The sequence below is a fragment of the Sporosarcina sp. P18a genome (assembly GCF_002743135.1).
Lineage (GTDB): Bacteria > Bacillota > Bacilli > Bacillales_A > Planococcaceae > Sporosarcina.
Genome location: NZ_PDYQ01000001.1, coordinates 717,210 through 741,730, shown reverse-complemented (window position 1 = coordinate 741,730; position 24,521 = coordinate 717,210). Strand labels below are relative to the sequence as shown.

The window sequence follows — 24,521 nt, the reverse complement described above, 5'->3', positions numbered from 1 at the left end:
TAGAATCAAATAGCCAGCACTATAAAAAATACTGCAAGAGAAGTGGTGCAGAACAAAGGAGGAAAGCCAGTGAAAGTATTACTGGATTTACGCTGGTTTTTTTCTGAGAGAAAAAAACAATACAGCATAGGGATCACGGCCCTGATGATTGTCGCGTTACTGCAACTGGCACCGCCGAAAATTATCGGCTATATTGTCGATGCGGTGGCGAAAGATGAATTGACTGCGGAGATGCTGATGCGCTGGATGATTATTCTCGTGGTGACGGGCGTATTGATGTATGTCTTGCGCTATATTTGGCGCGTGATGATTTTTGGCTCATCGGTATACCTTGCACGCGTCATGAGAGAGCGTCTGTTTACGCACTTCACGCGCATGTCGCCTTCATTTTATCAGCGACGACGTGTCGGAGATTTAATGGCGCATGCAACGAATGACATCAATGCGGTGCAACAAACGGCGGGATCAGGAATTCTGACACTCTTCGATTCGATTTCAACAGGTGGTTTCGTCATCTTGATGATGGCGTTTTCGATTAGTTGGAAGTTAACGCTGATCGCCCTTGTGCCGATTCCGGTGATGATTTTCCTGACGAGTTATTACGGACGATTATTACGTAATCGATTCCGTGTAGCGCAGGAAGCATTCTCCGATTTGAACGACAAAGCACAGGAGAGTATTTCAGGAATTAAAGTGCTGAAGACGTTTGGTCAGCAAAAAGAAGATGTCGAGTCGTTCACGAAACGTTCAGAACAAGTCGTCAAGGAGAATATGCGTGTGGCGAAAGTGGATGCGTTGTTTGATCCGACGATTGCGGGAGTTTTTGCGATCTCCTATATTCTATCCTTTTATTTCGGTACACGCTTTATTTTATCAGGGGAGTTGTCAATTGGAGATTTGGTGGCGTTCACTTCCTATTTAGGACTGTTAACATGGCCGATGCTAGCTATTGGCTTCTTGTTCAACATTGTCGAACGGGGAAATGCATCCTACAGCCGAATCCAGGATTTACTTTCGGTTGAACCGGGAATTCAAGATCGTCCGAATGCGGTGAGTCAATTACCGCACGGAGATATCGTCTTTGATATCGACACGTTCAAGTTCCCAGACGATAAACGAGCATCACTGCGTAATTTACACTTTACGGTCAAGCAAGGTGAAACACTTGGCGTGATCGGCAAGACGGGCGCAGGGAAAACAGCAATTCTCAAGCTATTAATGCGAGAATTCGAAGGATATACGGGAACAATTACGTATGGTGGTATTCCGATTACGCGCTATAAGAAGGAATGTTTGCGCCAGGCAATCGGTTATGTGCCGCAAGACCATTTCTTGTTCTCGACGACGCTCGGTGAAAATATTGCCTTTACGAACCCGAAGATTGATCCCGTGAAAATTGTGGCGGCTGCGAAGTCCGCGCATATTCACGATGATATTCTGACGTTTGAAAAAGGGTATGAAACGCTGGTTGGAGAACGTGGCGTATCGTTATCCGGTGGACAGCGTCAGCGTGTGTCCATTGCACGTGCGTTGCTAATGGATCCGGAGCTATTGTTGCTGGATGATTCATTGTCCGCAGTAGATGCCCGGACGGAAGAAGCGATTCTTCGTTCATTGAAAGAAGAAAGAACGGGTAAGACGACCATTATTACGTCGCACCGCTTAAGTGCCATTCAGCACGCGCATCAAATTATTGTTCTTGATGAAGGCGAAGTCGTTGAAATTGGCGATCACGATAGCTTAATGGCGCAAAACGGTATGTATAAAGAAATGTACGATTTGCAACAGCTAGAGTCGATCGTAGAGCAAGGAGGCGGCGCAGATGAATAACAAACAGAAGATGTCCGCCAGAGATCAGTTCAAAACGTTCATGCGGCTAGCGAAATACGTCTTACCAATGAAAAAAAGTGCATTGATTGCGATTTTATTATTGCTGTTGACGGTGACATCGACGATTCTTGGGCCACTAGTAATCCAGCGATTCCTCGATGACTATGTCGTACCACTAAACTTCCCGGCGAAAGAAGTATGGACCATTGCACTGATTTACATCGGACTACAACTCGTCAACATTGTCGGGTCGTATTTCCAAACATTGCGGTTCCAGGAATTTGCACTTGCGATCATCCAGCAAATTCGGATTGATGCGTTCTCGAAAGTCCAGAAGCTTGGACTACGGTATTTCGATCAGACACCTGCTGGCGGAATCGTTTCACGTGTAACGAATGATACGGAATCCATCAAAGAGATGTTCGTCAGTGTGGCGGTTACGTTCATGCAGGCGATCTTCGGAATTGTCGGCGTCTATATTGCGCTCTTTACGCTTGACGGGAAACTTGCGCTTTATACATTGATCCTGTTGCCGCTATTCCTGATTCTCGTATCGGTCTATCGCTATTACAGTGCAGACTTCTATCAAGATATCCGCGAACGGCTCAGTCAGTTGAACGCGAAAATCTCCGAGTCATTATCTGGTATGGATATGATTCAAGCGTTCCGCCAAGAGAAGCGCTTGTCTGACGAGTTTATTGAAGTCAATGAAGGACATTACCGCGTCGGCCTGCGAAATATTCGTTTTGATAGCTTGATGCTTGGACCATTTATCGACTTGCTGTATGCCGGATCCATCGTTGCGGTACTTAGCTATTTCGGAACGGCATCGTTTACGTCGGTCGTGGATGTCGGGATTATTTATGCGTTCACTACGTTGCTAAGACGTCTATTCCAGCCGATCAACCAAGTGATGCAACGTTTGTCGATGTTCCAGCAAGCGATCGTCTCGGCGTCTCGAGTATTCGCGTTAATCGATAATCCGGAAATTGAACCAAAGCAAACAGCAGTATCTACTCAGCACATTACAGAAGGTACGATTGAATTCCGTAATGTGACGTTCAGTTATGACGGTAAACAGGATGTACTCAAAAATATTTCCTTTACTGCGAATGCAGGTGAAACGGTCGCACTGGTCGGTCATACAGGAAGCGGAAAGAGTTCAATTATCAATCTATTCATGCGTTTTTATGAATACGAGCGCGGCGACATTTTCATTGATGGGGTATCGCTAAAAGAGTATCCAATAGAAGAATTGCGGAAAAAAGTAGGACTCGTCTTGCAAGATCCGTTCATGTTTTACGGTGATATCGCGAGCAACATCCGTCTCCATAATGAAGAGTTGACGGATGAAGATGTGCGGGAAGCTGCAGAGTTCGTTCAAGCCGATCAATTTATTGAAGAGTTGCCAAACGGTTATGAACAGAAAGTGACAGAACGCGGTTCGACGTTATCCAGTGGACAGCGTCAGTTGATCGCTTTCGCACGGACCATTGCGATGAATCCGAAAGTGCTCGTGCTCGACGAAGCAACTGCAAATATTGACACGGAAACGGAAGTGGCGATCCAGAAGAGTCTAGAGAAGATGCGCGAAGGCCGTACAACGATTGCAATTGCTCACCGTCTAAGTACGATCGCTGATGCCGAATTAATTCTCGTACTCCACCACGGCGAAATCGTCGAACGCGGGACACACGCAGAGTTGCTTGCGCAAAAAGGCTTGTACTACACGATGTATGAATTGCAAAACGGGACACAAGAGTAAGATTGCGTGATTGTCAAAAAGATTTCACAATCAAATGAAGCGTAATCTAGCCTCTTGTTTGGTACGATAGAGTGGGAATGTTGGCGCTTGCCGGCATTCTACTTGTCCTACTGTTAAAGGAGGAATTTTGTTGGGGACGGATGTTAATATTTTCTTTGCGTTTGGAGCAGGTTTCCTGAGTTTTATTTCTCCATGCGTATTACCACTATACCCGGCCTTTATATCGTATATTACCGGCATGTCACTGGATGAACTCGGAGATAAGAAAAAAGGAATGAACCGTGCTGGCATGTTGCACACGCTGTTCTTCTTACTCGGATTCTCGATCGTATTTATTATTTTAGGATTCAGTACGTCCTTAATTGGATCGATCTTCTTGCAATATCAAGATTTGATTCGTCAGCTAGGTGCGATTTTCATCATCATCTTCGGACTGATGACGATTGGATTATTTAAACCAGAATTTCTAATGAAAGAGAAGAAGCTACAATTTAAAAATCGTCCCGCGGGTTACTTCGGTACGGCGCTGATCGGTCTAGCGTTTTCCGCTGGATGGCAGCCGTGTATGGGACCGATCATTGGTGCCATCATCTATCTTGCTGCGACGAATCCGGCATCTAGTATGTTGTATATGATGCTTTATGTACTTGGTTTCGCGATTCCATTCTTCTTCTTGTCTTTCTTCATCACTCGAATTGGTTGGATCCGCAAGCACAGTATGACGATTACGAAAGTAGGCGGCTACTTGATGATTGCATTCGGTATCATACTGTTCTTTAACGGAATGGTCTATTTCACAAGTTGGCTTAGCCCAATCTTTGGCGACTTCCAAGGCTTTTAATGTAAGCGGGTAAGCAGAAAAGAGGTGTAGGATGAAAGAAATTACTTCTTTTGACGAGTGGCAGCATGTATTGAATGAGACACCGCAGTTCTTGTTGTTTGTGAAAACGAATAATTGCTCCGTCTGCGAAGGATTGTATCCGCAGGTGGCGGCACTCGAAAGCGATTATCCATTCGACTTCTACCGTGTGAACGCAGCGGAAGTTCCAGAAATAGCTGGACAGTTGTCACTCTTTACTGCACCAGTCGTCTTATTATTTAATGAACAGAAAGAGTTGACGCGTTTCGCGCGGATTGTTCCAATGAATGATCTGAAAAAACGCCTCGATGAGCTCGTGCAGTGGGGGAACATAGATGCATAAGATACAAGAACTGATAGATTACGTCTTCACAAGTATTCCTTCCATTTACTTAATCATCGCTTCGACGGTAGTTTTCGTCGTGATGACGACATTCGTTTACACGATGCGGGCGAAGGCGTCGAATAAGCCGATTCAGGCGAAGAAGATTATCTTACCGCCATTGTTTATGTCGTCTGGGATGTTGATGTTCTTGTTCGACGAGTTCCAGGTGCCATGGACGCAAGTGGTAGAAGCCGGTTTGGTCGGCTTGATATTTTCCACGTTTTTGATTTATACGACGAAGTTTGAGATTAAAGATGACGGGATTTATTTGAAGAAGTCGAAGGTGTTTTTACTGATCCTGTTCGGGTTATTGGTGATTCGCCTGGTCGGAAAGATCGTGCTCAGTAACACAATCGACGTCGGTGAGCTTGGCGGCATGTTTTTCATCCTCGCGTTTTCGATGATCTTGCCGTGGCGGGTCGGAATGTTAGTGAAGTATAAGATGCTTGAGAAGAGTAGGGTAGGGAAGGAGTCGTCCTTGTGACGGCTTCTATTTTTATGTCTAGAAATGAAAAGTAAGGGCTGGCAGGGGATACGGGAGGGGATTTGCGCTCTAGGCGGACGCGTTCTGGAGGGGGCGCCTTCAAGTGCAAAGATGTGCTCCTAACGCTTCGCTTTTACTCGCAAAAGCCGTTCTTCGTTACGGCTTTCGCTCCAATCCCTGCAAAGTGAGTGAGAGACATTCTTGTTGTGCATTGAAGCTATTGTTGTAATCAATCTGGTAGTTACAACTAGAATTGAACTTGAACTTCACTACGTTCAAAGATTACAATCATTCACATACTATCGCTAGTGAATGATCCATTTCATTTCACTTTCTACGTAGGATTTCCACGGAAGCTGGGGGCGATTCTGGGAGGATCAGCGCGAGTTCGAGACCCCGGACAGATGCCTTAATTTCTGCAAAGTACACAGAAATACGGCAAAGCGAACCCTTCGCTGTTCACTTGGCTCGGGCCGCGCCCTCCAGAAAGCGTCCCCCAGCTGGAGTGGAAATCCCGTGATGTCACTCTTGCCTTTCACTGCTCGTACCGTATGAACTTAAAACCACACAAAAACAGGATGCCCCATCAATAGGGACATCCTGTTTCTTTATTCACGTAAACAAATGCTCATATGGCTGAACATCAATTTCCATCTGCTTGAGTTTCTTGCGCAAGAAGTTATGGTCGCGCTTTGGCGTAGCAAGAATATAACCCTTGATAATATGATCAAATTCAATAGTTTTGGCACGATCTTCTAACGCAATCTCACCGATTTTGGCACCGATCTTCTGCTTCGCCACGTCGCGGAACAACTCCGGCACAGGCGTAACGAGTTCGTTGAGCATGCTTTTCGCCTCGTCATTCCATAAATGCAACGACTCATTGACGTAATGCTCTTCCCAATCTAGCGTCGATTTTCCGTCTTCTTTCGGCAATACTTTCAGGAACTTCCGGAACATGAAGAATCCACCGATAGCGAATAAGCCGATCATCACAATACCCCAAAATATAATAAACCACATAAATAGGTCTGGCACGGTTTTTTCACCTCTTCCATTCTACCCTTCATTATAAAAGCAATTGAGAAATATTTCACTAACAAAGTATCCTTTTCACTTTTTTCGTCTATATAGCGGATGAAAGGAGGTGATACACATGGCAGCAACACTAGAATTCAATCAGGCTACGGCGAAGATCCACTTTAATGCAGGTGTTAACGAGAAAGGTCTCTTCATCCGCAAGATTAAAACGTACAAATTCATCAATGACGACGCAACACCAGCAAATATGTACACCGCTTTGACACAACTTGCTTCATTATCAAGCTACCCATTCATTCAGCTCGAGAAAGTCGTAACAGAAGATCTTCATAACTAAAATCGTACAGGAGGAGAGCGCACATGGCAAAAGTATTGGAATTAACATTTTTAACCGCGGCGAATAAGCCGGTCACATTAACGGTGGATGAACCTGATGAAGACATTACGCAAGGTCAAGTCGAAGCGGTCATGCAGCAAGTGATCCAAAGCAATATTTTCCTCATCGAAGAATCTCCACTCGCCACGATCAAAGGTGCACGAATCGTTGCACGTGATACACGAAACATCGTCAGTCGATAAGTTACAGCCGGTTTTCAGTCACGTACTGGAAGCCGGCTTTTTCATCGAATGACAGAGAGGAGGAGTGAACAATGGAGCACTGGCTACAGCTCATACAAGATGTCGGATTTCCGATTTTCGTATCGTTTTATCTACTGCATCGTTTGGAAGTGAAGCTAGAGGCGATTCATGGCGTTCTCTCAGACATCAAAAACAGATGACTTCATAGGAACTTCATGATTCCGACAAGATTTAGCCAAAATGGAGGCTGCCTTCACCTTGTATGACTGGTGAACTTTCGTTATGATAAAGTGACTATTAAAAGGTGGAGGAATCGAAAATGTATAAAAAGCTTTTGGTACCGTTAACACTTATTTTCGTGCTGATATTGAGTGCGTGTGGTGGCGGTTTTAAGCCCGATCATAAATATAAAGTGGATTCATTTGAATTCACCAACCAACACAATGAAACCGTAACCGATGGAGACTTGAAAGGCTCTGTATGGCTAGCGCAGTTTGTATTCACGAAATGTACAACCGTTTGTCCGCCGATGATGAGCAATATGGTCACGTTGCAGGAAAAATTGATTGACAATAACATCGAGGATTACAATATCGTGTCATTCAGTGTAGACCCGGATGTGGATACACCAGAAGAACTTGGGAAGTATCTCGACATGTTTAGCGCGCCCGATGAAAGTAAATGGCAGATGCTGACAGGTTACGATATGAAGACCATTGAAAAATTAGCTGCTTCATCGTTTAAACAGTTAGTGAAGCAAATCCCGAATGATGATCAAGTCATCCATGGCGTTTCATTCGGCTTGGTGAATCAGAACAATGAAGTCGTAAAATTATATGGTGGGAACGAAGACGTGCAATATGATACAATCGTAAAAGACATGAAAGCACTCATCAAAGAAGGCAAGTAATCAACTGAAGGGATGAGGCAATGAAGAAATTAAAGAAAAAGAGGCTCAGTCGATCGGGACGAGTTATGGTCGCTTTTTTGGTTTTATTAGTACCTGTTGCTGTCACGCTCTTTACGATTTCCGCCATTCTTTGGGTGAATTTCGGAAAACACGACACAATTAAAGAAACGGCTACGGCGTTATTTCATATTCAAGACCGAAAAACTGGAGAAGCCGTCCCACAGGAATTTATTCCAATCTATATTGAGGCAGCAAAAGAATACAATATTCCGTGGACATTGCTTGCAGCGCATCACCGCATTGAGACCAGGTTCTCTACAATGAAAGCTGACGTCTCACCAGTTGGAGCAGAAGGACCGATGCAGTTCATGCCATGTACGTTCGTAGGCTGGGATTATCCCGGTTGCAAGGAATTGGGCAAAGGAGATATTCCTGAACGCGATAAGATTGATCCAGCGGTGATTAAGCAATACGGTGGTTACGGTGTCGATGCAAACGGTGACGGAATAGCGGACCCATTTGATATAGAAGATGCCATCTTCAGCGCCGCTCACTATCTATCGGATAGCGGTGCAGCAGACGGTGATATACCGAAGGCTGTTTTCACTTATAATCATAGCGATCAATATGTAGAAGATGTTGTGGTATTACAATGAGTTTGAGGAGCAACGCAAGGCAACAGAGAAGCAAGTGAAGAAATGAAACGTGGAGTCCACCGAATCTGGTGGCTCCGCGTTTTTTTGATTGATGTAAAGTGGGAGGAGGAAGTTCAAGAAGCTGACGGGTAGAGCGGTTGACGTAAAGTATGAGCGCGTAGTCGAAAGAATGGGCAGAATTTCGTCTACAAAAAACGTGAAGCGCCTCGAATGGGCCACTTCACGTTTTGATGTTTAGTATTATGAAGCTCTGCGCATACTCTTCATAATCAAGCTAACAATGAATACAAGTACAATCGCACCGATTAACGCGGGTACGAAATAGAAACTAGAGATCTGTGGACCCCATTCGCCTAATAGTGCACCACCAATCCATGCACCTACAATACCTGCAATGATGTTACCAATGATACCGCCGGGAATATCTCTACCTACAATAAGTCCAGCTAGCCAACCAATGATACCTCCGATAATTAAGAACCATAAAAAGCTCATGTTGCTCATCTCCTTTTCATTATGTTATGTAGCTCTTGCTTAGTATTGGTATTACCATCTTTTTAATACCTCAAACATTTTTCGATAAAAAAGTTCAGACAGGTCAAATGCCTGCTGAACTTTTGTCTGACTTTATTTCGCTATCACGGTTGCGCCCAATGTGTTTTGGAAGTGAGAGAGAGCCCAGTCGTGGCCTGCAGCGTTGAAACTTGCGACGCCGCCTTCATGAACAACAATCGTGTAGCCAAGGTTGTACGCATCGACTGCAGTATGTAAGATGCAAATATCCGTGCATACACCCATAAGATGGATTTCCGTAATACCGCGTGCGCGCAATTGGATAGCGAGATCTGTTCCGGCAAATGCACTGTAGCGTGTTTTATCCATCCAAATAATTTCTTGTTTATGTTCGGTATAGAGATCATGCAGTTTCCCATAAAGATTTCTGCCTTCTGTGCCTCGAATGTTGTGAGGAGGGAATAGTTTGCTTTCCGGATGGTACGGATCATTTTTTTCATGCACGTCATTAATGACGAATACTGGCAATTGGTGTTGTACATACTCCGTTGTTTGCTCCACAATATACTGCTCAAGCGCGATACCTGGATCACCGCAAGTCAATGCACCGTCCCTTGCTACAAAATCTACTGTATAATCTACAACGAGTAATGCTTTCTTCATACAAAACCTCTCCTTTTCTTTATTTTCTCATAGTGGCGGCTCAGTGTCTAAACATATGTAAAGACACGGCTGGATTCCTTATCATACAGGGTTTACGATAAAACATGAAATAGTTAAAATAATTATGTAACACTTTTTGAAATGGATATACAGTAAATGTCATAAACGGCATTTTTACGAGAGAAAGTGACGCTATTTGAGAATAGAAACGACTAATTGAGAATTCTTAATGATATTTCGATTAGTCATAAGCTTTTCTTATGTATACCTATAATGTATATGTATTTTACTATTGTTCTTTGCTATACTAAGATGGAGTAGAGGAAAGATGTGCACTTTTCGTCTTTCAGTACATAAAGGGAGGAAACATAAAATGGCAAAAAGCAACTTGCATAATAGCCGTCAGTCTTTCAAAGTAAACGACAAGACGTATAACTACTACCGTTTGAAAGCTTTAGAAGAAGCAGGACTAACAAAAGTATCAAAACTTCCTTATTCTGTAAGAGTATTACTAGAATCCGTACTTCGTCAACACGACGGATACGTGATCAAGGACGACCATGTAGAAGATTTGGCTAAATGGGGCACTGTACAAAACGCAGACGCTGAAGTTCCATTCAAACCTTCACGTGTAATTCTACAAGACTTCACAGGAGTTCCTGTCGTAGTAGACTTGGCTTCATTGCGTTCTGCAATGAACGAACTAGGTGGAGATCCAAACGAGATCAATCCTGAAATTCCAGTGGATCTAGTAATTGACCACTCTGTACAAGTAGATAGCTATGGTACGCCAGAGGCTCTACAACTGAACATGGAACTTGAATTCGAACGTAATGCTGAGCGTTACCAGTTCTTGAGCTGGGCACAAAAAGCATACGATAACTACCGTGCAGTACCACCTGCAACGGGTATCGTTCACCAAGTAAACCTTGAATATCTAGCAAACGTTGTTCACGCGGTTGAAAACGAAGATGGATCATTCGAAACATACCCAGATACATTAGTTGGAACGGACTCCCATACAACAATGATCAACGGTATCGGCGTACTTGGATGGGGTGTTGGTGGTATCGAAGCAGAAGCAGGAATGCTTGGACAACCTTCATATTTCCCGATTCCAGAAGTTATCGGTGTAAAATTGGTTGGCGATCTTCCAGACGGTACAACTGCAACGGACTTAGCGCTTAAAGTAACGCAAATCCTTCGTGCACAAGGCGTTGTAGGTAAATTTGTTGAGTTCTTCGGCCCTGGCGTTTCTAAATTGCCACTTGCTGACCGTGCGACAATCGCAAACATGGCGCCTGAATATGGTGCTACTTGTGGATTCTTCCCGGTTGACGAAGAGTCACTTAACTATATGCGCTTAACAGGCCGCGACGAAGAGCACATTGCAGTAGTTAAGCAATACTTGATCGAAAACGATATGTTCTTCACTCCTGAAAAGGAAGAGCCGACATTCACTAAAGTTGTAGAAATCAACCTTAGCGACATCGCTGCAAACCTTTCAGGTCCTAAACGTCCACAAGACTTGATTCCATTGACTGAAATGCAACAGTCGTTCAAAGACGCAGTTGTAGCTCCAGAAGGAACACAAGGCTTTGGTTTAACACCAAAAGAGCTTGAGAAAAAAGGCACAATTAAGTTCGAAGACGGACGTAAAGTTGAGCTGAAAACGGGTGACGTTGCGATCGCAGCTATCACTTCTTGTACAAACACATCTAACCCTTACGTTATGTTAGCGGCTGGATTGGTTGCGAAGAAGGCTGTTGAAAAAGGACTTACACCTCCTGCATACGTTAAAACTTCATTGGCGCCAGGTTCAAAAGTCGTAACAGGCTACTTGAACGAATCAGGTCTAACTGATTACTTGGATCAAATCGGATTCAACACTGTAGGTTACGGATGTACTACATGTATCGGTAACTCTGGTCCATTGCTTCCGGAAATCGAAAAAACAATCGGTGACAAAGATCTTCTAGTTACATCTGTCCTATCAGGTAACCGTAACTTTGAAGGCCGCGTACACCCATTTGTGAAAGCAAACTACTTGGCTTCACCTCCACTAGTTGTAGCATATGCACTAGCTGGAACAGTGAACATTGACTTTGCAAAAGATGCAATCGGAACGGATAAAGATGGTAACGACGTATTCTTCAAAGACATCTGGCCTTCTACACAAGAAGTTAACGATGTATTGAACGCTACAGTTACACCTGAATTGTTCCGTAAAGAATATGCTCGCGTATTCACTGAAAACGAAGCATGGAATGCAATTGAAACGACTGACGATTCACTATACGATTTCGATGAGTCTTCAACGTATATCCAAAACCCACCGTTCTTCGAAAACCTTTCGAAAGAACCAGGTGATATCGAACCGCTTAACGGCTTGCGTGTAATCGGTAAGTTCGGTGATTCTATCACGACTGACCACATTTCACCTGCAGGAGCTATCGGTTTGAATACACCTGCTGGTCTCTACTTGCGTGAAAATGGCGTAGAGCCACGTAACTTCAACTCTTACGGTTCACGTCGTGGTAACCACGAAGTCATGATGCGCGGAACGTTTGCGAACATTCGTATTCGTAACCAAATTGCAGCTGGCACTGAAGGTGGATTCACTACGTACTGGCCAAACAAAGAAGTTATGCCGATCTATGATGCAGCTATGAAGTATCAAGAAGACGGTACAGGTCTAGCTATCCTTGGTGGTAAAGACTACGGAATGGGTTCTTCACGTGACTGGGCAGCAAAAGGTACAAACTTGCTTGGCATCAAAACAGTTATCGTAGAAAGCTTCGAGCGTATTCACCGTTCTAACCTAGTGATGATGGGTGTACTTCCACTTCAATTCATCAATGGTGAAAACGTTGAATCTCTAGGCTTAACTGGTGAAGAAGAAATCTGTGTGAATATCGCTGAAGGCGTAAAACCACGTTCAATCCTTAAAGTTACAGCGAAAGCTCCAGACGGCAAGGAAACTGAATTTGAAGTACTAGCTCGTTTCGACTCTGAAGTTGAAGTAGACTACTACCGTCACGGCGGAATCCTTCAAATGGTTCTACGTAATAAATTAGCAGCAAAGTAATATAGAAATAAGGAAGGATGCTCGGCTAAGCCGGGCATCTTTTTTCGCGTTTTACAGTTTGACTAGCGGGGATATAGTGAAAACCATCGCGTCGGCGCTCATTCATTCGAATAAGCGCTCATAGTTCATGCGTGTCCGCTCTATGGATACCGCCAAGCGCTCTATGATACGAGACCACCGCTCTAGCACGGTCCGTATCGGCTCATACGTAAGCTATATCCGCTCATGTCTCCACGTCTCCACCTACATTTTCCACTCCCATAATGTCTATCACAAGCAATTCACTTTCCCGTTCGCTATACTAGAGCATGAGGTGATCACATGTTTACGAGTGAAAAAGAAATCGAAGTGCGATACGCAGAAACCGATCAGATGGGCGTCGTTTACCATGCCAACTACTTAATTTGGATGGAAATCGGCCGCACTACGCTGATCAAAGACCTCGGATACGAATATGCACAGCTTGAGCGCGACGGCTACTTGGCGCCTGTAACCGAGCTGTCAGTGAAGTATAAGACGTCGATTACATACGGTGAGACCATTACTGTCAAAACGTGGGTCGAGTCGCACGGCAAGCTACGTACGGTCTATGGCTATGAAATCCTGCATGCAGACGGATCGATTGCCGCCACCGGTGTTTCTGAGCACGTAGTAGTGAAAAAAGAGAACTTCCGACCAGTATCCTTGCGCAAAATTCATCCGGAATGGGATGCAACATATACGAAAATTCAGCGAGGCGAAGGCTGATGGCATTTGGAATCGATCGACAGCAATTAAAGGAGTGGAAAAATGCAGTACAGCGTGAGGAAATTGCGTTTTTGACACATTATTGGTTAGATGACCGGTTTCCGACAGTCAATACTGTCACAAAAGCGGGATGCAGTGATGTCGAAAAGCTCATAAAGTGGGGAAATACATACGGTTTACAGCCGGAATGGATCCACGCACGCGAAAAATATCCGCATTTCGATTTACTTGGGGAACATCAAGTAGAAATTTTGAGGCAAGAAGGGCAATTACATCAATTACACCGATTAAAAAATGGTAAGCATCACTCTTTATAGGAGTGATGCTTACCATTTTATTTGTAATTTACGCTACTTCATAGTCAAAAGATAATTCTTCCGTTGCCGAATCGGCATCAATATGCAAGTCATGTCCATCGAAGAACCAAAGATCTCGTTCTTCTATGTAATAATGCACGCCGTTCACGACGTTTTCGACTGCCAGCTCGTCTGGTTCTTCTTTTGTAATACCTATGGAAAAACCTTCATGTAATGGACTGGATCCGCCATAACGCGCAAAAAACTTGACATAATCGCCTGTAGCGACTTCCATTTCTTCTTCAAACCAATGAATGGCTTGTTCGGATAGGTGAATATTCATGCTCCATACATCCTTTCCCGTGGAAAAATCTATAGCCATTTCACTTTCGGTTCAGATCCATTCTTAATCCGACTAATATTGTCACGATGGCGATAAAAAATGAAAAGGCCCATCAGTGCGACGACTAAAAATAAATACAGATCGCCACCCATAAAGTAATAAATGAGACAGTAGAGTGGTCCCATGACAGACACGATGATGGATGTTAACGATACCATCTTTGTCAATTTTAACGCAATTAAAAACGTAATGACGACTAATAAGAAAATGGGCCAATTATAACCGAGTAATACTCCACCAGAAGTCGCAACGGCTTTTCCGCCTCTTAGACCTGCAAAAATAGGGAAGATGTGTCCAAGTACGGCGACGACTCCAAGAATCAATGGATGAATCGCTGTATCGTGGAATACTGGCAATAACGGCAATAAGACAGCCGCCGTTCCTTTGAAGATGTCTAGCAGTGTGACGACGATGCCAGCTTTTTTTCCGAGTACCCGAAATGTATTCGTCGCACCCATGTTTCCACTGCCATGCTGTCTAACATCCATTCCATAAAAAAGCTTGCCGATCCACAGAGCGGAAGGGATGGAGCCAAGTAAATAAGCAGCCAGAATGATAACGTAATTTTCCATAGTGAACCCCTTTATGCATGATAAACTATTTTATTATTAGTGTAGCAGATGCATAAGTTCTGGACAATAATAGAATTCTAGAGGAAGATGTAGAACAGCCGGAAAAAGGAATTTCCGCATAAATCGTTCGGTGTGTTGTCATGGTTTGCTCGTTGCATTCCGTACATTTCTTCTATACAATAGGTTGAGCTGAAACAAAACGTTGATTTGACAAGGTTTATCAGAAGATGTATGATTAAAATAACAGAACATTTGTTTGACGGGGGTTTCATTTTGACGAAACAGAAAATACAAAATACGTATGATGATAGTTCCATTCAAATTTTAGAGGGCTTGGAAGCGGTACGGAAGAGGCCGGGAATGTACATCGGTTCGACCGACACGAGAGGTCTGCATCACTTGGTCTACGAAATAGTGGATAACTCGGTGGATGAAGCATTAGCTGGCTTCGGTCATGAAATTGACGTCACAATCCATAAAGACGGCAGTGTCAGCGTACGAGACTACGGACGTGGTATGCCGACCGGGAAGCATGAGTCAGGGAAACCAACTGCTGAAGTAATTATGACAGTCTTGCACGCGGGCGGAAAGTTTGGGCAAGGCGGTTACAAAACGAGTGGTGGCTTACACGGTGTAGGAGCATCCGTTGTCAATGCATTGTCCGAGTGGCTAGAAGTGACGATCCATCGAGAAGGCAAGAAATTTCACCAACGCTTTGAGCATGGCGGTAAACCGGCTACAACGCTTGAAGAAATCGGTAAAACTCGAGAGACAGGAACCATGATCCATTTCAAACCAGATACGACGATCTTCTCAACAATTAAATATCAATATGACACACTGGCAGAAAGATTGCGTGAGTCCGCTTTTCTATTGAAAGGTTTAAAGATTACGCTAAAAGAAGAAACTACAGATAAGCAAGATATCTTTCATTACGAATCAGGTATTGAAGCGTTTGTCGCCTATTTGAATGAAGAAAAAGAAGTTTTACATGACGTAGCGTATCTCGAAGGTGAAGTCGACGGCATTGAAGTCGAATTTGCGTTCCAGTTCAGCGACGGTTATGCTGAAACGATTCTTTCCTTCGTTAACAACGTCCGAACTAAAGACGGAGGGACGCACGAAACCGGTGCGAAAGCTGCGATGACACGTGTGGTGAATGAATATGCACGTAAAGCGGGTTTATTGAAAGAAAAAGATAAAAATCTCGATGGCTCGGATATCCGTGAAGGGATTGCGGCGATCGTTTCCGTACGGATCCCGGAAGAAATCTTGCAGTTTGAAGGCCAAACGAAAGGTAAACTCGGCACGAGTGAAGCACGAACGGTGACAGATGCCGTCATTTCGCAAAAAATGCTGTATTTCCTTGAAGAAAATGCGGAACTGAGCGCAAATCTTGTCCGTAAAGCAATCCGTGCACAACAAGCACGTGAAGCCGCACGAAAAGCGCGTGAAGATGCGCGTTCAGGCAAGAAACGCAAGAAATCCGATACATTGTTATCCGGTAAATTATCCCCTGCACAATCACGTAATGCTGCGAAGAATGAGTTGTATCTAGTTGAAGGTGATTCCGCTGGCGGTTCAGCAAAGCAGGGACGTGATCGTACGTTCCAAGCGATTTTGCCGCTTCGTGGTAAAGTCATCAATACCGAAAAAGCGAAACTCGAAGACATTATGAAAAATGAAGAAATCAACACGATCATCCATGCAGTCGGTGGTGGAGTGGGTGCTGATTTCCAAATTGAAGATGCTGCGTACGACAAAGTGATTATTATGACCGATGCCGATACCGATGGTGCGCACATTCAAGTGCTGCTATTGACATTCTTCTATCGCTATATGAAGCCGTTAATTGAAGCAGGTAAAGTGTATATCGCACTGCCGCCTTTATTCAAAGTATTTAAAGGTGCCGGTAAAAATGAGAAGCTGGCTTATGCGTGGACGGATGATGATCTAGAGGAAGCTATCGAAAAAGTTGGAAAAGGCTATATGCTTCAACGCTACAAAGGTCTTGGGGAGATGAACGCGGATCAATTATGGGAAACGACGATGGATCCATCGACACGAACGTTGATTCGTGTGACGATTGAAGATGGAGCGAAATCTGAGCGTCGCGTGACCACGTTGATGGGTGATAAAGTCGAACCACGGCGTAAATGGATTGAAGAGAATGTCGATTTCGGCTTGATTGAAGAACATAATATTTTAGATAATGCATATATACATGTTGAGGGGGATACGGAATGACACAGTCAGAAACGTTTCAAGATCTGCCCTTGGAAGAAGTAATTGGTGACCGTTTTGGGCGTTATAGTAAATATATTATCCAAGACCGTGCAATTCCAGATGCACGGGACGGATTAAAACCTGTACAACGTCGTATTTTGTATGCGATGTTCCATGAAGGCAATACACATGAAAAAGCGTTCCGTAAATCCGCAAAAACTGTCGGTAACGTAATCGGTAACTATCACCCGCACGGTGATACGTCCGTCTACGATGCGATGGTCCGGATGAGCCAATCATGGAAACTGCGTCATGAAATGATAGATATGCAAGGAAATAATGGTTCGGTCGATGGAGACTCCGCGGCCGCAATGCGTTACACCGAAGCACGACTGTCTGCTATCGCGAGTGAGATGTTGCGCGATATCCGCAAAGAAACAGTCGATTTTGCATTCAACTTTGACGATACAGAACTTGAACCAACCGTTTTACCTGGACGTTTCCCGAATTTGCTAGTGAATGGTTCTACGGGTATCTCTGCAGGGTATGCGACCGATATTCCGCCTCACGCACTGCATGAAGTGATTGATGCCGTGTTGATGCGCTTGAAAAAGCCGAATGTCAGCGTGGATGAGCTAATGACAGTCATTCCTGGGCCCGATTTCCCGACAGGTGCGATTATTCAAGGAACAGACGGTATCCGTACTGCCTATAAGACAGGTAAAGGGCGTTTCATTATCCGCGCGTTGTGGGAAATTGAGCAGTTAAAAGCAGGTAAATCTCAAATTGTCATTACGGAAATCCCCTATGACGTCAATAAAGCCAATTTAGTGAAGAAGATGGATGAACTGCGCCATGACCGTCGTTTAGACGGTATTGCGGAAATTCGTGATGAATCCGACCGTACAGGAATGCGCATCGTCGTGGAGTTAAAGAAAGAAATCGACGGCACAGCCATCATGCAGTTTTTATTGAAGCATACAGATTTACAGATCACGTACAACTTCAATATGATTGCGATTGCGGGCAGACGTCCGATGTTAATGTCTCTTCCGATGCTTCTGGACGCGTATATTGATCATCAAAAAGAGGTCATTACACGACGTTCTACCTTCGATATCCGTAAAGCGAAGGAACGATTACATATCGTAGACGGCTTAATAAAAGCTTTATCGATCCTCGATGAAGTCATTAAGACCATTCGCGCGTCAAAAGATAAGAAAGATGCGAAATTGAACTTGGTCAATGCCTATGAATTCACTGAAGTTCAAGCAGAAGCCATCGTTTCATTGCAACTATACCGATTGACGAATACAGATATAACAGAATTAAAACGTGAGGAACAAGAACTACGTGACTTGATCGAAGAGTTAGAAGCGGTTCTTGCAAGCGAAGCTAAATTGAAATCTGTTTTGGTGAAAGAAATCAAAGCCATCCGCAAGCAATTTTCCGAACCACGCCGTTCCGTAATTGAAGAAAAAATTGAGGAACTGAAAGTGGATCTCGATATCCTGATTCCTAGCGAAGAAGTCATGGTATCCGTCACAAAAGGCGGCTATGTCAAACGCACCAGCATGCGTTCGTATTCCGCTTCGGGTGGCAAAGGTCAAGAAATGAGGGAACACGATTATAATCTAATCGAATCTGCACTGAATACACAGCATCACTTGCTGTTGTTCACATCATTCGGTAATTACATCTACCAACCGGTCCACGAGCTGCCAGAGATCCGCTGGCGTGATTTAGGGCAGCATCTATCCAGTATTTGCGGACTAGAACCAGGTGAAGAGCTGGTAGACGTAATCGCCCTTGAAAAATTTGATGAAAATAGCTGTATTTTGACTGCTTCATCTAATGGGAATGTGAAAATTTCGAAACTGACCGACTTCCAAGTGCAACGTTTTAACCGTACATTCAAAGCAATGAACGTCAAAAAAGACGATCGATTGGTGGGGGCACGGGTTATAACGGGTAAAGAAGACGTATTATTGGTAAGTAAACAAGCCTATTCACTTCGATTTGCCTTGTCAGAGCTCGCGATTACCGGTATACGTACAGGCGGCGTCAAGGGAATTAATCTCAAAGCCGGGGACGAGTTGGTGGCATTTGAAGTGATTACAGAGCAAGCACGTAATGTATTTGTAGCGACACAGCGTGGAACTGTCAAAAGGATGAACATTTCAGAATTCGAGACAAGCTCTAGAGCACTACGAGGTGTCACAATCATTAAAGAACTCAAATCCAATCCATATCGAGTGGTAGATATGAAGCTTGTGAAAGACGATGAAGAGTTCGTGATTCACACATCTAAAGGTCTAAAGATAGAGGTTGAGCCGATGTCGATAAAAAATACTAATCGCCAGTCCACAGGAAGTTCTGTAGTGGACGAAGCGAAAGACGGACAGATCGTGCAAGTAGTGACAGTGAAGAAGGATAGTCAATAACGAATTAGAAAGCGTCCCATGAAGTTACATAACTTCATGGGACGCTTTTTTGCGTTACAGATCCCAAAAAACCTTTCACAAACGATGCACCATCACCCCGGACTTCCACAGAAAAAGCGCTCATCTCTCTTTAAAGTCGAGGCCATCTTGCACAAAAGTCGGGTCTATCTCGACTAGTCAGAAAATGATACATATAAAAAGCGCTTACACATCAAGCGATGAGCGTCTGTTCGTTTACTCATTCCATTCCTAATAACATTAATTATTTAACGCAAAAAAGAAAAGTTAAAGGAAAGCCCCATTTGCTATGATTCTACTCAAGCAAGTAAGTAGAAATAGATGATAAGAAAGCGTAGAGGTGAAGAGATGATGAAAATGATGAATGAAGTATTACCATCGACTATTGAGCTCGATCCCTTATTCAACCCGAAAAGAGTAGCCGTACTAGGCGCTTCGGAAAACACGAATAAAATAGGTTACTTGCAATTGAAAGCGCTATTAGACGCAGGTTTTGAAGGCGAGATCTACCCCATCCATCCTACATCGAAAGAGATTGGGGAATTACCTTGTTACGCAAGCGTAGCCGATACGCCGGAACCAGTCGATTTGGCTATTCTCTGTGTCGGCATTCATCAAGTAGAGAAATGTTTGATCGATTGTGGTGAAAGCGGTGTCAAGGCGGCGATTGTCTTTGCATCCGGCTACTCGGAGATCGGCGAAGAAGGAATGATTGCACAAAACCGCCTGAAAGAAATCGCTGATCAATACGATATGCGATTGATCGGACCAAACTGTGTAGGTCTTCTCAATACAACAAATGGCTTGATGGGGACATTCTCTCCTGGACTCACGAATGTGCCGCTTGGCAAGAAACGTGAAGTGGGATTTGTTACGCAAAGTGGCGCGTTTGGCGTGTTGACGTATATTGCGGCAGCTCAACATGGATTGACGTTTAATTACTTCGTCAGTGTCGGCAATGAAGTCGATGTAAGTTTCTCTGACGTCATTGAATATATGTTGCAGGACCCAAAAACAAAAGTAGCAAGCGGCTATTTGGAAGGCGAGAAAAACGCAGCGAAGTTACGGAAACTAGCGAAATTCGCACTTCAAATCAATAAACCGATCGTCATCATGAAGTCCGGACGAAGCAGCGCGGGCAGTCGTGCAGCGGCATCACATACCGGCTCATTGGCGGGTGCTGATAAAGTGTATGACGGATTTTTCAAGCAAGCCGGCATTGTGCGTGCAGACGATTACGATGATATTCTTTCATTCTCCAAATTATTCTTGGCCAATAAACTCCCGACAGGCAAAAATACCGTGATCGTTACGAGTTCAGGTGGCAGAGGAATCAACGAAGCAGATCGTTGTGAGTCGTACGGATTAAACATCCATGCGCTAAGCGATAAAGTGCGAAAAGAAATTGAGAAAAACATTCCCAGTTTTGCAAGCGCTTCCAACCCGGTTGATTTAACGGCAGCCGCATCAATCACCAATCCGGAATTGTATCTCGCACCATTAAAAGTACTCGTCAATGATCCCGATACGGACATCATCTTATTTCCTGAGTTCCCTATTCACTGGGATGAAAACACACCGCTCCTTCAGGAATTCGTCGAGATCTGCAAGAACTCAGATAAGTTCGTGATGATATCGAACTTTCCGCTAAAAGGCATGTCGATTCCAAAAGGTGTCCAGTATCTCGAGGACAATGGCATTCCTTTCATTCTCGGTGACATGAATCCTATCCGCTCGTTGGCAAAATTAGTGGATTATGCAGAGGCGTATAGAAAGGCGCATAAAATCAGCGATGAGCCTGCAAGAGCAGAACTGGACGTATCGAACATCCGGCACCTGTTACCCGCCAATCAAACGTTGAGCGAATCACAGTCGAGCGAAATCCTCTCCGCATACGGTATTCGCACAGCGAAGCGAATCACTGCGGAGACGGAGGATGCTGCAGTACAAGCTGCGAATAACATGGGGTATCCGGTTGTCATGAAAATCGATTCGCCTGATATTCTGCATAAGACGGAAGTCAACGGTATTCGGCTGAATGTCCAGAACGGGCAGGAAGTACGCCATGCTTTCAAGGAAATCTACGGCAGTGCAAAAGAACATTGCCCGACAGCGGACCTTCACGGCATATCCATCCAGGAAATGTTGCCGCAAGGCGTGGAAGTCATCGTTGGTGTAACGAGTGATCCGACATTCGGTCCTGTCATTATGTTTGGTCTCGGCGGTGTCTTTGTAGAAGTCTTCAAAGATGTATCATTCCGTGTCGCACCGATTACAAGACAAGATACTATCGATATGATGGAAAGCTTGAAGGGCTATCAAATCCTACAAGGCGTACGCAATAAAAAGCCCGTCGATCAAGAAGCAATCATCGACGTGTTACTGAAAGTTTCCAGATTAATTGAAGACTACTCGGATATCATTCAGGAAATAGACATTAACCCGTTTATCGTTTACGAAGACGGAATTGTTGCGGCAGATGCATTGATCATCACGAAATGAGAGGAGGATGGAAAATGGACTTGGATAAAAGCGTTGTAGGCTTAACGAGCGATGAATACGTGTTTGAAGTAGAAAGTCGGCATGTTGGCCAATTCGCCACTGCCATCGGAGACGACAATCCACTCTATACAGATGACAGGTATGCGAAGGAGTCGGCATACGAGGGGCTAATTGTCCCGCCGACATTCCCGATTGCGATGAACGACGGCAAAGTCGAAATGCCCTTACAACTTGACTACCGGCGGATGTTGCATGGTGAGCAAGAATTCCTCTACTACAAACCGATCCGCATAGGAGATCAACTACGTTGCCAGATCAAAGTAAGCGATCTGTATGACAAAGAAGGAAAGAGCGGCAAGATGCAGTTCCTGAAGCTCGATACAGAAATGAAAGACGAAGCAGGCGAACTGGTCTGTATTAGTCGAATGAATATCGTCTATCGCGCAGCGAGAAACTAATGGGAGGGACTTCATATGATCAAAGATTGGGTGTTGGAAGAATGGACCGTGGATCAGAAACTTGAACCGATGGTGAAGCCACCAATTACGAAAGTGCAGCTAGCACAATATGCAGGTGCTTCCGGGGATTTTAATCCGTTGCATCTGGACGATGGGTTTGCGAAGAAAATCGGAATGGATGGTGTTATAGCGCACGGTATGCTCGTAATGGGTTTCCTTGGGGAGTATGTGATGAAAATTGCTGGCAAGAAAGCACGCGTCGCAAATTTTAAGATGCGTTTCGGCAAAGTGACGGTACCGGGCGATGAAATACGCTGCACGGGTATAGTCAAACGAACATATGAAGAAGAGGGCAAGCGATGGATCGCACTAGATTTGACGGCCGAGAAAGTGTCGGGCGAAGTGGTTGGATCAGGCAGCGCGATCTTACAACTGACATAAACAGACGTGAAATAGGGGGAATATATCTATGGGAACTATTAAGGACCGCTATGCCATTGTAGGCGTAGGAGAGAGCGAACGCTCAAGAAAATCGGGAATAACGCCTCTGCATTTGGCACTCGACGCTGCAAGAGCAGCAATCAAAGATGCAGGCTTGAAACCGACGGATATTGACGGATTCATGAACTATAACGAAGGGGACTCCTGTACTTCTCATCAACTGGCAACTTATCTTGGTGTACGACCAAAATACGTCAAGGATATTCAGGGTGGCGGAGCGAGTACGGAAATGCTCATTGCGGATGCAGTGGCGCTCATTGAAGCAGGCCAGCTGAACACAGTATTGATCTATCGTTCCATGAATGGTAGCTCGGGAACTCGTGTAGGTCGTGGATATGATCCCGATATGCTACAAGGAGCGCTCGCAGGCGGAAGCTTCGTGATTCCGTACGGATCGGCAAGCCCATCGCAATGGTTCGGCATGTATGCGACACGTCATATGCATGAGACGGGCATTACGAAAGAACATCTCGGACATGTGTGCTTGAGCTTCTATGAACATGCGCAACGAAATCCAAAAGCATTCCTGCATGGTAAACCGTTAACGATGGAAAACTATCTCGCTACACCGGATATCAGTTCTCCATTCAATATTCATGATTCGTGCCTGGAACTCGATGAAGGAAATGCGATCATCGTAACGTCTGCTGAAAAAGCGAAAGACTGTGCGTCGAAACCGGTCTATATCATGGGGATGGCGGCAAGACAATGTCATCCGCACGCGCATTACTGGAACGATATCGACCAAGTTGCTTCTGATTACGTAGCGGAGGAGCTTTATGAAAACGCGGGTGTGACACCTGACGATATCGATGTTGCCTCCATCTATGACTGTTTTAGCTGGGTTGTTATGCGTCAGCTTGAAGCATACGGATTTGCGAAACGTGGAGAAGTGGGAGATTTCGTTGCAGAAGGTAACTTGAAGATCGGCGGTAAACTGCCAACCAATACAGCGGGCGGCATGCTATCCGAAGGTTACACACACGGAATGAACAATGCCATTGAAATTGTCAGACAGCTACGTCATGACTACGAAGGAACCGACCGCCAAGTAGAAGATTGCAAGATCGGTATTTGTACAGGCTGGGCTGGACCGGATATCGCAGGCGCCATGATCTTACGAAACTAGGAGGAATCACTATGACACAAGCAAAGACTGCTTACCAAAAACCCATTCCATTAAAGGATCTAGATAATGCTCCGTACTGGGATGCAGCGGACCAACACCAACTAGCTCTGCAAAAATGTGATGACTGTACTGCGTACTCACAACCGCCGGGCCCTACGTGCGCAAAATGCGGAAGTGAAAACGTCAGCTGGGAACAGTTCGGCGATTATATTAAAGCCACAGTCTATTCGTACGTGGTTTCCTACCGTCCATTCTTACCAGGTTTCCAGGATGAGTTACCGACGATTATCGCACTCGCACAGCTTGACAAAGTGCCGGAAGTGAAAATCATGGGCAACATCTTGAATTGCGAAGAAAAAGATTTGGAAATCGGTATGCCGATCCAAATGACATGGGTGGATATTACGGAAGATCGTGCATTGCCCCAGTGGATTCCAGCTACGAACTGATCG

The 24,521-nt window shown here is 44.6% G+C and carries 25 protein-coding genes; 20 read left to right on the top strand and 5 right to left on the bottom strand.

Annotated features, from left to right (window positions below; genetic code table 11):
• Positions 1-69: 69 nt before the first annotated feature.
• From CSV75_RS03690 to CSV75_RS03670, 5 genes are all read left to right on the top strand, one after another.
• On the top strand, positions 70-1,830 hold the full coding sequence (locus tag CSV75_RS03690; RefSeq protein WP_099674788.1) for an ABC transporter ATP-binding protein: 1,761 nt from the start codon (positions 70-72) through the stop codon (positions 1,828-1,830).
• A complete protein-coding gene (locus CSV75_RS03685) occupies positions 1,823-3,595 on the top strand; it encodes an ABC transporter ATP-binding protein (protein ID WP_099674787.1) in 1,773 nt (590 codons plus the stop codon). The genes CSV75_RS03690 and CSV75_RS03685 overlap by 8 nt, the downstream gene beginning before the upstream one ends.
• A 130-nt stretch (positions 3,596-3,725) precedes the next feature.
• Positions 3,726-4,436: a cytochrome c biogenesis CcdA family protein gene (locus CSV75_RS03680; RefSeq protein ID WP_099673860.1), complete on the top strand. Its 711-nt coding sequence runs from the start codon at positions 3,726-3,728 to the stop codon at positions 4,434-4,436.
• A gap of 31 nt (positions 4,437-4,467) precedes the next feature.
• Positions 4,468-4,797 carry a thioredoxin family protein gene (locus tag CSV75_RS03675; protein WP_099632290.1) on the top strand — a complete coding sequence of 110 codons (330 nt, stop codon included), beginning with the start codon at positions 4,468-4,470 and terminating at the stop codon, positions 4,795-4,797.
• A complete protein-coding gene (locus tag CSV75_RS03670) occupies positions 4,790-5,323 on the top strand; it encodes a CcdC family protein (protein ID WP_099674786.1) in 534 nt (177 codons plus the stop codon). The genes CSV75_RS03675 and CSV75_RS03670 overlap by 8 nt, the downstream gene beginning before the upstream one ends.
• 612 nt (positions 5,324-5,935) lie before the next feature.
• Here CSV75_RS03670 and CSV75_RS03665 read toward each other — a convergent pair.
• A complete protein-coding gene (locus tag CSV75_RS03665; RefSeq protein ID WP_099632342.1) occupies positions 5,936-6,346 on the bottom strand; it encodes a DUF2621 domain-containing protein in 411 nt (136 codons plus the stop codon).
• 133 nt (positions 6,347-6,479) lie between these two features.
• Here CSV75_RS03665 and CSV75_RS03660 point away from each other — a divergent pair, with 133 nt between their 5' ends.
• The 5 genes from CSV75_RS03660 (at position 6,480) to CSV75_RS03640 (ending at position 8,509) form a co-directional block, all read left to right on the top strand.
• Positions 6,480-6,701 carry a DUF1659 domain-containing protein gene (locus CSV75_RS03660; protein WP_099674785.1) on the top strand — a complete coding sequence of 74 codons (222 nt, stop codon included), beginning with the start codon at positions 6,480-6,482 and terminating at the stop codon, positions 6,699-6,701.
• 23 nt (positions 6,702-6,724) lie between these two features.
• Positions 6,725-6,943 carry a DUF2922 domain-containing protein gene (locus CSV75_RS03655; RefSeq protein ID WP_099632293.1) on the top strand — a complete coding sequence of 73 codons (219 nt, stop codon included), beginning with the start codon at positions 6,725-6,727 and terminating at the stop codon, positions 6,941-6,943.
• Positions 6,944-7,014: 71 nt separating this feature from the next.
• A complete protein-coding gene (locus CSV75_RS03650) occupies positions 7,015-7,143 on the top strand; it encodes a YvrJ family protein (protein WP_081241957.1) in 129 nt (42 codons plus the stop codon).
• 119 nt (positions 7,144-7,262) lie between these two features.
• Positions 7,263-7,853: an SCO family protein gene (locus CSV75_RS03645; protein WP_099674784.1), complete on the top strand. Its 591-nt coding sequence runs from the start codon at positions 7,263-7,265 to the stop codon at positions 7,851-7,853.
• A gap of 20 nt (positions 7,854-7,873) precedes the next feature.
• The gene (locus CSV75_RS03640) at positions 7,874-8,509 is read left to right on the top strand and encodes a lytic transglycosylase domain-containing protein (RefSeq protein ID WP_233191585.1); all 636 of its coding nucleotides are present in this window, start codon (positions 7,874-7,876) and stop codon (positions 8,507-8,509) included.
• 240 nt (positions 8,510-8,749) lie between these two features.
• On the opposite strand, the gene CSV75_RS03635 is transcribed toward CSV75_RS03640, so the two are convergent.
• Both CSV75_RS03635 and CSV75_RS03630 read right to left on the bottom strand, forming a co-directional pair.
• Positions 8,750-9,004 carry a GlsB/YeaQ/YmgE family stress response membrane protein gene (locus tag CSV75_RS03635; protein WP_099674783.1) on the bottom strand — a complete coding sequence of 85 codons (255 nt, stop codon included), beginning with the start codon at positions 9,002-9,004 and terminating at the stop codon, positions 8,750-8,752.
• Between the two features lie 132 nt (positions 9,005-9,136).
• Positions 9,137-9,685, bottom strand: a complete 549-nt coding sequence (locus CSV75_RS03630; protein WP_099674782.1) for a cysteine hydrolase family protein — start codon at positions 9,683-9,685, stop codon at positions 9,137-9,139.
• A 373-nt stretch (positions 9,686-10,058) separates the two neighbouring features.
• On the opposite strand from CSV75_RS03630, the gene acnA reads away from it, so the two are divergent.
• The 3 genes from acnA (at position 10,059) to CSV75_RS03615 (ending at position 13,837) form a co-directional block, all read left to right on the top strand.
• Positions 10,059-12,773 carry an aconitate hydratase AcnA gene (gene acnA, locus CSV75_RS03625; protein ID WP_099674781.1) on the top strand — a complete coding sequence of 905 codons (2,715 nt, stop codon included), beginning with the start codon at positions 10,059-10,061 and terminating at the stop codon, positions 12,771-12,773.
• A gap of 321 nt (positions 12,774-13,094) precedes the next feature.
• Positions 13,095-13,520 carry an acyl-CoA thioesterase gene (locus CSV75_RS03620; RefSeq protein WP_099674780.1) on the top strand — a complete coding sequence of 142 codons (426 nt, stop codon included), beginning with the start codon at positions 13,095-13,097 and terminating at the stop codon, positions 13,518-13,520.
• Positions 13,520-13,837 carry a hypothetical protein gene (locus CSV75_RS03615; protein WP_099674779.1) on the top strand — a complete coding sequence of 106 codons (318 nt, stop codon included), beginning with the start codon at positions 13,520-13,522 and terminating at the stop codon, positions 13,835-13,837. Before CSV75_RS03620 ends, CSV75_RS03615 begins: the two co-directional genes overlap by 1 nt.
• Positions 13,838-13,865: 28 nt before the next feature.
• On the opposite strand, the gene CSV75_RS03610 is transcribed toward CSV75_RS03615, so the two are convergent.
• Together CSV75_RS03610 and plsY are read right to left on the bottom strand one after the other, a co-directional pair.
• A complete protein-coding gene (locus CSV75_RS03610; protein ID WP_099673866.1) occupies positions 13,866-14,159 on the bottom strand; it encodes a HesB/YadR/YfhF family protein in 294 nt (97 codons plus the stop codon).
• Positions 14,160-14,188: 29 nt separating this feature from the next.
• Positions 14,189-14,791, bottom strand: coding sequence for a glycerol-3-phosphate 1-O-acyltransferase PlsY (gene plsY / locus CSV75_RS03605; protein ID WP_099674778.1), 603 nt, complete (start codon positions 14,789-14,791; stop codon positions 14,189-14,191).
• Between the two features lie 231 nt (positions 14,792-15,022).
• Here plsY and parE point away from each other — a divergent pair, with 231 nt between their 5' ends.
• The 7 genes from parE (at position 15,023) to CSV75_RS03570 (ending at position 24,518) form a co-directional block, all read left to right on the top strand.
• A complete protein-coding gene (parE, locus tag CSV75_RS03600; RefSeq protein ID WP_233191584.1) occupies positions 15,023-17,038 on the top strand; it encodes a DNA topoisomerase IV subunit B in 2,016 nt (671 codons plus the stop codon).
• Entirely contained in the window at positions 17,035-19,461 is a 2,427-nt protein-coding gene (gene parC, locus CSV75_RS03595; protein WP_099674776.1) for a DNA topoisomerase IV subunit A, read from the top strand. Before parE ends, parC begins: the two co-directional genes overlap by 4 nt.
• 366 nt (positions 19,462-19,827) lie before the next feature.
• Positions 19,828-21,981, top strand: coding sequence for an acetate--CoA ligase family protein (locus CSV75_RS03590; RefSeq protein WP_233191583.1), 2,154 nt, complete (start codon positions 19,828-19,830; stop codon positions 21,979-21,981).
• Between the two features lie 14 nt (positions 21,982-21,995).
• Positions 21,996-22,439: an FAS1-like dehydratase domain-containing protein gene (locus tag CSV75_RS03585; protein ID WP_099674775.1), complete on the top strand. Its 444-nt coding sequence runs from the start codon at positions 21,996-21,998 to the stop codon at positions 22,437-22,439.
• 15 nt (positions 22,440-22,454) lie between these two features.
• Positions 22,455-22,880, top strand: coding sequence for a MaoC/PaaZ C-terminal domain-containing protein (locus tag CSV75_RS03580; protein WP_099674774.1), 426 nt, complete (start codon positions 22,455-22,457; stop codon positions 22,878-22,880).
• A gap of 28 nt (positions 22,881-22,908) precedes the next feature.
• Positions 22,909-24,069: a thiolase C-terminal domain-containing protein gene (locus CSV75_RS03575; RefSeq protein WP_099674773.1), complete on the top strand. Its 1,161-nt coding sequence runs from the start codon at positions 22,909-22,911 to the stop codon at positions 24,067-24,069.
• Positions 24,070-24,080: 11 nt separating this feature from the next.
• Positions 24,081-24,518 carry a Zn-ribbon domain-containing OB-fold protein gene (locus tag CSV75_RS03570; protein WP_099674772.1) on the top strand — a complete coding sequence of 146 codons (438 nt, stop codon included), beginning with the start codon at positions 24,081-24,083 and terminating at the stop codon, positions 24,516-24,518.
• Positions 24,519-24,521 lie beyond the last annotated feature (3 nt).

Excerpts from the sequence above, each read along its gene's own strand:
- CSV75_RS03575 (WP_099674773.1), top strand. The coding sequence starts at position 22,909 with ATGGGAACTATTAAGGACCGCTATGCCATTGTAGGCGTAGGAGAGAGC.
- CSV75_RS03655 (WP_099632293.1), top strand. The coding sequence starts at position 6,725 with ATGGCAAAAGTATTGGAATTAACATTTTTAACCGCGGCGAATAAGCCG.
- CSV75_RS03580 (WP_099674774.1), top strand. The coding sequence starts at position 22,455 with ATGATCAAAGATTGGGTGTTGGAAGAATGGACCGTGGATCAGAAACTT.
- CSV75_RS03630 (WP_099674782.1), bottom strand. The coding sequence starts at position 9,685 with ATGAAGAAAGCATTACTCGTTGTAGATTATACAGTAGATTTTGTAGCA.
- acnA (WP_099674781.1), top strand. The coding sequence starts at position 10,059 with ATGGCAAAAAGCAACTTGCATAATAGCCGTCAGTCTTTCAAAGTAAAC.
- CSV75_RS03585 (WP_099674775.1), top strand. The coding sequence starts at position 21,996 with ATGGACTTGGATAAAAGCGTTGTAGGCTTAACGAGCGATGAATACGTG.
- parE (WP_233191584.1), top strand. The coding sequence starts at position 15,023 with ATGATTAAAATAACAGAACATTTGTTTGACGGGGGTTTCATTTTGACG.
- CSV75_RS03645 (WP_099674784.1), top strand. The coding sequence starts at position 7,263 with ATGTATAAAAAGCTTTTGGTACCGTTAACACTTATTTTCGTGCTGATA.
- CSV75_RS03635 (WP_099674783.1), bottom strand. The coding sequence starts at position 9,004 with ATGAGCTTTTTATGGTTCTTAATTATCGGAGGTATCATTGGTTGGCTA.
- CSV75_RS03685 (WP_099674787.1), top strand. The coding sequence starts at position 1,823 with ATGAATAACAAACAGAAGATGTCCGCCAGAGATCAGTTCAAAACGTTC.
- parC (WP_099674776.1), top strand. The coding sequence starts at position 17,035 with ATGACACAGTCAGAAACGTTTCAAGATCTGCCCTTGGAAGAAGTAATT.
- CSV75_RS03620 (WP_099674780.1), top strand. The coding sequence starts at position 13,095 with ATGTTTACGAGTGAAAAAGAAATCGAAGTGCGATACGCAGAAACCGAT.
- CSV75_RS03640 (WP_233191585.1), top strand. The coding sequence starts at position 7,874 with ATGAAGAAATTAAAGAAAAAGAGGCTCAGTCGATCGGGACGAGTTATG.
- CSV75_RS03665 (WP_099632342.1), bottom strand. The coding sequence starts at position 6,346 with ATGTGGTTTATTATATTTTGGGGTATTGTGATGATCGGCTTATTCGCT.
- plsY (WP_099674778.1), bottom strand. The coding sequence starts at position 14,791 with ATGGAAAATTACGTTATCATTCTGGCTGCTTATTTACTTGGCTCCATC.
- CSV75_RS03610 (WP_099673866.1), bottom strand. The coding sequence starts at position 14,159 with ATGAATATTCACCTATCCGAACAAGCCATTCATTGGTTTGAAGAAGAA.
- CSV75_RS03570 (WP_099674772.1), top strand. The coding sequence starts at position 24,081 with ATGACACAAGCAAAGACTGCTTACCAAAAACCCATTCCATTAAAGGAT.
- CSV75_RS03660 (WP_099674785.1), top strand. The coding sequence starts at position 6,480 with ATGGCAGCAACACTAGAATTCAATCAGGCTACGGCGAAGATCCACTTT.
- CSV75_RS03670 (WP_099674786.1), top strand. The coding sequence starts at position 4,790 with ATGCATAAGATACAAGAACTGATAGATTACGTCTTCACAAGTATTCCT.
- CSV75_RS03650 (WP_081241957.1), top strand. The coding sequence starts at position 7,015 with ATGGAGCACTGGCTACAGCTCATACAAGATGTCGGATTTCCGATTTTC.
- CSV75_RS03615 (WP_099674779.1), top strand. The coding sequence starts at position 13,520 with ATGGCATTTGGAATCGATCGACAGCAATTAAAGGAGTGGAAAAATGCA.
- CSV75_RS03675 (WP_099632290.1), top strand. The coding sequence starts at position 4,468 with ATGAAAGAAATTACTTCTTTTGACGAGTGGCAGCATGTATTGAATGAG.
- CSV75_RS03590 (WP_233191583.1), top strand. The coding sequence starts at position 19,828 with ATGATGAAAATGATGAATGAAGTATTACCATCGACTATTGAGCTCGAT.